Genomic DNA, 7,093 nt, shown 5'->3' with positions numbered 1-7,093 from the left:
TATTTTTTTTTCGCAGGCTTTCGCCTGCTTTTTTTATTGTATTTTATTTTTAATTAATTTAATTATTAGCACTATTGTCAATGATAATACTACTCCAGTTATTGTTCCTGATAAATCTATTAACACATCATTTAGCGATGATCCTCTTTTGTAATATTGTTGAGTATATTCGTCTAGTGTTGCAACAAGATTTGGAAATGTAATTCCTATTATGCTTGATATTAATATTCCTTTGTTATAAAACGTAAAAAATGTAATTATTCCCAATATAAAATACAAGCTAAAATGTGCGGTTTTTCTTACCAGCATTTCTGCAGGAACGTATTGTGTTTTAAACCAAAGTTTTTTTAAAAATATTTCTATATTCCTAAAAACTTTGGTATTGGAAAAGTCCATAATACTATCAATTTTTTTTAGGATTTTTGTTACGAAACTTGATTGAGTTGAAGATTCAACAGGTGAGCGTGATGAAAAATAAAATATAACAAAGATCCAAATAAATAACGTGATTAGTATAGTTCTTTTTTTCATTTTATCCCTCATATGTTAAAAGTTTTAATCTTAAAATTAATGCTATTGTGAGAATAATTGTCAAAATTAGAGAAATTATCTTTGAATATAGATAATATATTCCTAATGAGCAAAATATTATACTTATTAATGCCATTAATAATATAGTTTTTCTTTTATCTTGAGTTACTTTAAATATTTTATCGTATATGTGTCCTCTGTCGCCTGAAAAAGGAGATTTTCCGTTTAAAATCCTCCTAAATATACTTGAAAAAGTGTCAACAAAAAATGGAGCAAGTATTATTAATGAAGCGATTGTATGTGTAATGCTTTTGGAAAAAGAAGAAATTATTGAGATTCCTAAAATTCCACCTATTGTATAACTTCCAAGGTCTCCCATGAATATCTTTGCAGGTGGAAAATTATAAAAAAGAAAGGCAGATAATGTCCCAAGTAATGCAAAAAGGTAGTATTTATCGTTTGGATAGGCAACGGTCCAAATTAATCCTAAAGTGGAGATTGCGGAAGTTGTCGCACATATACCATCCATTCCATCCATCATATTGATGGAATTTACTAAAAATGCGTAAAAAATAGTGGCAACTACGATTTCAATTGGATTTGTCAAAAATCTTAAAGAGACAAGTAGTCCAACAAAAATTTCAAATGACATTCTAAAAAAAGGGTTTAATGATTTTAAATCATCGTATAAACCTAAAATGCTAAGGGAAATAACGTATAGTTTTCTAAACAGACTAAATGGAGTTGTTAAGATGAAAGAAAGAACAAAGGCCATTCCACCGAGATATGGAGTTGCTTTTTCATGATTTTTTAAATTGTTGTCTGGAATATCGACTATTCCATATTTAAAGGCTATTTTTCTAATAAATGGAATGGAAATTAACGTTAAAATGAATGATGAGATTAAAGTAATTACCAAAATTTCACCTCTGTTTTTTACTTAATTCTTTGTAATCAATAGGAACGTAATTTACAGATGGTCTTCTTTTTCCTGATTGTTTGTATAAATCCATTAACATGTATATTTCTTTTGGCATGTTAGTGGATATTTTTAAGCCCAATTCTTTTGCCTTTTCAACTGTTATTGGGTAATCGTGAGTCCAATAACCACTTACTAGTTTATCAGCAAGTTCTTCTGCGTTTGGGTATTTTTCCTTTAATAAATTAATTGCGTATTCTTTCATTTGATTTAACGCTTTTTCAGCAACATCTGCTAAAATTAAGGTTTGATCGTCAATTTTATTGATATCTTTATTCTTTACAACTGATAAAATAGATGCTGCAGGATATTGGCCAAGTTGTGGATCAATAGGACCTAAAACGGCATTTTCATCCATAATTATTTCATCAGCAGAAAGAGCAATTAGTGTACCACCTGACATGGCATAGTGTGGTACGAATGCAGTAACTTTTGCTTGATGTTTTTTTAAGGCATTTGCTATTTGTTCTGCTGCTAAAACTAATCCGCCTGGAGTATGGATGATAATATCTATTGGCATATCTTTTGGTGTCATTTTGATAGCCCTTAAAATTTCTTCGGAATCTTCTATGTCTATATATCTTCTAAGTGGTAATCCAAAAAAATTTACCGCCTCTTCCCTGTGAATAAGTGTAATTACTCTACTTTTTCTTTTTTTCTCTATTAATCTAATTATCCCTTCTCTTGAGTTATTTAATGAAAGTGATTTAAATACTGGTGAGAGAGTGCTGAGAATTAAAATCATCCAAAAAATCTGGAAAATAATGTTGAATAAATCATTCATATTATCACTCCTTTATTGGATTATATCATAAAAAATCCAAGTAACCTGTTTGAGGTTACTTGGATTGTTAAAAGATAATTATTATCTAATTGGTTTATCCTTAGTTGCTTCTTCAAGTGCTAATAATCTTTCCCATCTTCTTGTAATGTATTCTTGTAATTCATTTATAATTTCATCTGCATCTGGTCTCTTAAGTAAGTTTCTAAATCTTCCCTGTTTTTCCAAAAATTCCCTTACGGGTTTTAATTCTTTAACCTTTTTGGTGATTTTGTATACTCCTCTTTCAACTTCATATAGTGGCCAGTAACCAGTTTCTACCGCAAGTTTGGATATTTCAACAGCTTTATCGTCATTTACCCTCCAAAATCTTACACATGGTGACATTGCAGCAATAAATGATGGACCATCAAACTCAAGTGCTTTTTCAATTTTTTTGAAGAAGTCCATAGGTTCAGATGTAGAAACTGTAGCTACGTATACATTTTCATGACTAGCCATGATTTCAACGAGATTTTTCTTTAGTTGAATTTTACCAGGTAATTTTTTACCTACGGGTTGAGTGGTAGTTTGTGAACCTGGAGGTGTTGCCCCTGATCTTTGATTACCTGTGTTCATATATCCTTCGTTATCATATACTATATAGATAAATTTGTGTCCTCTTTCCACTGCACCAGAGAGAGATTGGAGTCCTATATCGTATGTTCCGCCGTCTCCACCAAAAGCGAAAAATGCATATTTTTTATTTGGATCAACTAGTCTTCCCCTTTTTAGCAAAGCCCTATATGCTGTTTCGACACCACTTACAGTTGCTGCAGCGTTTTCAAATGCATTGTGTATATATGGTATATTCCATGCAGTATAAGGATAAATTGTTGTGGAAACTTCCATACATCCAGTTGCAAATCCAACTACTGGGGTATATCCCAATGCTTCTGCTGTCATTAAAGCAAATTTCGCAACATTTGGAGCAGCACAACCTGGACAGAGCCTATGACCTTGGGTAATACCTGGATTTTTATCTGCAAATTTTACAGCAAGTTGCATTATATTTAAAGCCATTCATTACACCTCCTCATTCTCTGAGTCCTAGATATCTTTCTTCGTCTGCAATTAAATTCCCAGCAAATGCATCTTCAAATGCCTTTCTAATGTGTTCTATCTTAATATCTCTACCACCAAGTCCGTAAACATAACTTCCCAATTGAGGTTTAACGGCTAATTCGTAAAGAGAGCTTTTAACTGCTTCGTATAAAGGTGCTTCTGCACCAAAAGAAGCGGATCTATCAAGTACAATTACTGCTTTTCTTCCGTTTAACAATCCTTGGAGTTCTGTTTTTGGGAAAGGTCTAAATATTTGGGGTTTAATTACTCCTACTTTATGACCTTCTTCTCTTAATAAATCTACAGTATATTTAATTGTTCCTGCAGTAGAACCAAGTGCTATCATGACGTATTCTGCATCTTCTACTTTATATGCATCCAAAATATTGTATTTTCTTCCAGAAATTTTTGCAAATTCTTCAGCAACTTTATTAAACACCTTGTATACGTGTTTCATTGCTTCGATTTGTTGTCTTTTGTGTTCAAAGTAGTAGTCGTACAAATCTAATGGACCATGTGTTACAGGATTATCTACATCAAGCAATGGATATTTTACTTTTGGTTCTCCAACAAATTTTTTAACTACTTCGTCATCTAGAAAATCAACAACTTCAACGCCGTGAGAAATAATAAAACCATCGAAATTGACCATTACCGGTAATCTTATATCTTCATGTTCTGCAAGTCTTATTGCCATTATTGTAAAATCATATGCTTCTTGAGCATTTTCTGCCCAAAGTTGAATCCAACCAGAATCTCTTTCTGCCATAGCATCACTGTGATCACAGTGGATATTAATTGGTCCAGAAAGTGCCCTATTTGCAACTGGCATTACTATTGGTAATCTAGATGAAGCAGCTATATATACAATTTCGTGCATTAGTGCAAGACCGTTTGCTGCTGTTGCTGTCATAGCCCTTGCACCTGCTGCAGCTGCACCTACAACAGCACTCATTGCACTGTGTTCACTTTCAACGGGGATCATTTCGGTATCTGCAAGCCCATCGGCTACGTATTGTGCAAAATATTCAACTACTGGAGTTTGTGGAGTAATAGGATACGCTGCAACCACATCTGGATTTATTTGACGCATTGCATTTGCAACTGCTTGTGCTCCAGTCACAGCTTGTCTATTTTTTACTTCTGGCACATCAAACACCTCCTCAATCTTGAAATTCCGTTTCAGGTTTCATGACAATAGCTCTTTTTTCTTCGGGTAATTTATCATTTGTCTTTGGACAAACATTGGCGCAAAGACCGCACCCTTTACAGTAGTAATAATTGTAACCTTTCATTTTTGGCTTTCCGTCAACAACCTCAATTACTATTGCTTGATCAGGACAATAAAGCCAACACATCATACAGTGTATACAATTTTCGGGTTGATGGACAGGTCTAATAACTCTCCAGGTACCTGTTTGATATTCTTTAGCTGTTGCCGGTTTATCTATTACACCACCAATTGGTATTTCTTTCCAACCTTTGAGTTCAGCCATTGCATTTCACCTCCTCAAATCCACGGCGTAATGCCCTAACGTTTGCTTCAACCAATTCTTCTGAGAATTTTTTGGAGAAGGTTTTTCTAATTCTTTTTTCCGCACTTTCAATAGTTATAACCCCGGTAACTTTTGCGATTGCACCGAGCATAACAGTATTTGGTATACCTCTTTTCAATTCTTCAAGTGCTATATCTGTTGCGGCAATTGTGCATACTTTTCCTTTTGTGTCTAATTTTTCTTTTACGTATTCTATGTCCTTTACTGTATTTACAATAAAGACCGTGTTTTCATCCGTCCCATCTACTAGCATAGGTTGTCCAAGCATAGTATCGTCAATGATTATAACAACATCTGGGTTGTCAACTGAGCTGTGGACCGTGATAGGATCATCTGAAACACGATTGAAAGCTTTCATTGGCGCACCAGTTCTTTCAGCACCGTATTCTGGGAATGACTGAACGTATTTTCCCATTTCAAGAGCAGCTTCAGCAAGCATTTGCGAAGCACTCTTTGCACCTTGACCGGCTCTTGCGTGCCATCTTATTTCAAAATACTTTGCGGGCACTTTTATCCCTCCTCACAAAAAGATTTTTAAACCTTTAAATACATAGTGTAATCAATGTCCGGAAAAATATCATCAAGCCAACTGTAATGTGAAAGTCTTCTCATATCTATTTTACCACTAATAACCATGTTATACAAATCTAGAAAACGTTTCAAATGTGTTTTTGTTCTGTTAACAGCGTATTCTACACTTGTTCGTGTAGTCATAATAAAGGCCCAATCACTTGATTGTGCAAGCATTAATTCTCTTGCCATTTGATTTAAAGCTAGGTTTATCTTTCTTGAATTTTTTTCCGGGTTTGGATAAAGATTTGCGGCTTCTGTCATTTTTTCAATTGCTTCGTGTAAATGGGGATAAATCCAATCATTTGTTCCATTTAACCATACTTCGTTATATCCATTAGCACCCCAAGTTGATGTAGCTGGTGTAACAATCTGTATCTTTTCTATCATATCTACAACATCTTTTGCTTTTAGTGTCCTAATGGTTTTACTTTTAGATGAGTATCTCATAAATTCTTCAAGAAAGATGGGACCCTCAAACCACCAGTGCCCAAATAGTTCCGCATCAAATGGTGCGACTATTATAGGTTCTAAACCATTAAACAAATTTAAAAGTTTGGAAGATTGATACTCTTTTTTTCTTAGAAAATCAAGTGCGTGTCCTTTTGCCGCATCTTTTGCTTCATCAATATCGTAAAAGTCTTTTTGGTTTAATTGAATATCTTTGCTTGTTATTTTGTGATATTTGATTCCAGTATTTGTTCTTACACCACTTGGATCAATGTATGATTTTATATATTCAAACTCTCTATCAAAACCTATATCTCTGTAAAATTCCCTATATCTTCCATCTCCTGGATAACCTATTTCTGCACTCCAAACTTGTTCACTGCTTTCTGGATCTCTTGCAAATACAAATACGTTATTTGGAGTAATTACTGGTCTATACACTCCATATTTTGGTCTTTCATCGGCATACCAAAAACCATGAGAATCTACAAAGAAATATTCTATGCCGTATTCTGCAAGGTATTTATCAAGTCCTGAAAAGTACGCAGATTCGGCAAGCCAAATTCCCCTGGGACGTTTTCCAAGATGTCTCTCATATGTTTTTATAGATTGTTCCAATTGGGCCCTTATAGCTTGTGGATATTGTTCCATAAATGGTAAAAAACCATGGGTAGCATTACAGGTAATAATATCTAATCTATCTTTTTCTAAAAATTCTTTAAAACCGTTTAAAATGTTACCATTATATACGTCTTTAAATATGTAAAGAATTTCCTTAAAATCATTTAAGTAAAATTTTGCCATCTTGTGTTTTTTTGGGTGTTCGTCTTTTGTTCTTTCCACTTCTTTTTCTGCAAGTTCTATTAATTTGTTCATTCTCTTTATGTACTTTTCTTGTAAATCTTTATTGGCAAGCATTTCCATTAAAGGTGGGGTTATGGACATTGTAATATTAAATTTTATATTATCCTTTTCTAACCTTCTAAACATTCTTAAAAGCGGAATATATGTTTCGGTTATTGCTTCAAAGAGCCAATTTTCTTCAAGAAAAAAATCATGATCTGGGTGATGAATAAATGGAAGGTGTGCGTGTAATACTAATACAATATTTCCTTTAGGCAT

At 33.6% G+C, this 7,093-nt stretch carries 8 protein-coding genes; all 8 read right to left on the bottom strand.

The annotated features are described in order from the left end of the window. Positions 1-33 precede the first annotated feature (33 nt). Positions 34-531, bottom strand: coding sequence for a VanZ family protein (locus tag XJ44_RS02800; protein ID WP_075665545.1), 498 nt, complete (start codon positions 529-531; stop codon positions 34-36). A gap of 1 nt (position 532) precedes the next feature. Continuing rightward, positions 533-1,450: a glycosyltransferase family 4 protein gene (locus XJ44_RS02795; RefSeq protein WP_075665544.1), complete on the bottom strand. Its 918-nt coding sequence runs from the start codon at positions 1,448-1,450 to the stop codon at positions 533-535. 4 nt (positions 1,451-1,454) lie between these two features. Continuing rightward, the gene (locus tag XJ44_RS02790) at positions 1,455-2,294 is read right to left on the bottom strand and encodes an SDH family Clp fold serine proteinase (RefSeq protein ID WP_075665543.1); all 840 of its coding nucleotides are present in this window, start codon (positions 2,292-2,294) and stop codon (positions 1,455-1,457) included. 81 nt (positions 2,295-2,375) lie between these two features. Next, positions 2,376-3,353, bottom strand: a complete 978-nt coding sequence (locus XJ44_RS02785; RefSeq protein ID WP_077197988.1) for a thiamine pyrophosphate-dependent enzyme — start codon at positions 3,351-3,353, stop codon at positions 2,376-2,378. A 13-nt stretch (positions 3,354-3,366) separates the two neighbouring features. Further along, positions 3,367-4,545, bottom strand: coding sequence for a pyruvate synthase subunit PorA (porA, locus tag XJ44_RS02780; protein ID WP_077287186.1), 1,179 nt, complete (start codon positions 4,543-4,545; stop codon positions 3,367-3,369). Between the two features lie 13 nt (positions 4,546-4,558). Continuing rightward, positions 4,559-4,891, bottom strand: coding sequence for a 4Fe-4S binding protein (locus XJ44_RS02775; RefSeq protein ID WP_075665541.1), 333 nt, complete (start codon positions 4,889-4,891; stop codon positions 4,559-4,561). After that, positions 4,884-5,459: a 2-oxoacid:acceptor oxidoreductase family protein gene (locus XJ44_RS02770; protein ID WP_077197987.1), complete on the bottom strand. Its 576-nt coding sequence runs from the start codon at positions 5,457-5,459 to the stop codon at positions 4,884-4,886. Before XJ44_RS02770 ends, XJ44_RS02775 begins: the two co-directional genes overlap by 8 nt. 26 nt (positions 5,460-5,485) lie before the next feature. Then, a complete protein-coding gene (locus XJ44_RS02765) occupies positions 5,486-7,093 on the bottom strand; it encodes a glycoside hydrolase family 57 protein (protein WP_075665539.1) in 1,608 nt (535 codons plus the stop codon).

Source organism: Thermosipho affectus (assembly GCF_001990485.1).
Lineage (GTDB): Bacteria > Thermotogota > Thermotogae > Thermotogales > Fervidobacteriaceae > Thermosipho > Thermosipho affectus.
This window is presented reverse-complemented; position numbering and strand designations above follow the sequence as displayed.